The organism is Flagellimonas olearia, assembly GCF_009184425.1.
Lineage (GTDB): Bacteria > Bacteroidota > Bacteroidia > Flavobacteriales > Flavobacteriaceae > Flagellimonas > Flagellimonas olearia.
On sequence record NZ_WELG01000199.1, the window covers coordinates 1 to 318 of the forward strand.

General features: G+C 42.1%; 1 protein-coding gene. It reads left to right on the forward strand.

The window, feature by feature from the left end; all coding sequences use genetic code 11:
• Positions 1–26: 26 nt before the first annotated feature.
• The coding region (locus F8C76_RS20075; protein ID WP_170284082.1) for an ABC transporter permease subunit at positions 27–318 on the forward strand (292 nt) is incomplete at its 3' end.

The window sequence follows — 318 nt, forward strand, 5'->3', positions numbered from 1 at the left end:
TCGGCCTTCTGAACAACATTTTTGGAATGATGTTAGTGTATGCTTCAGGTATTTCCATGGCCTGCTTTATTTTCCAGAAATTTTTCCACACGATTCCTGTGGCACTAGAAGAATCAGCGCGGATAGACGGAGCAGGGGACTTCCGTATTTTTTTTCAGATTATTGCGCCGTTATGTAAACCGGTCGTAATGACGGTTGCGTTGATCACAGCAATTTCTCAGTGGAACGATTTCTATATGCCCATGGTGCTTCTTGGGAAGAAGACTTCAAATACCCTCACATTAGTTATCTATCAGTATATCGGCCAGTTCACAAAAT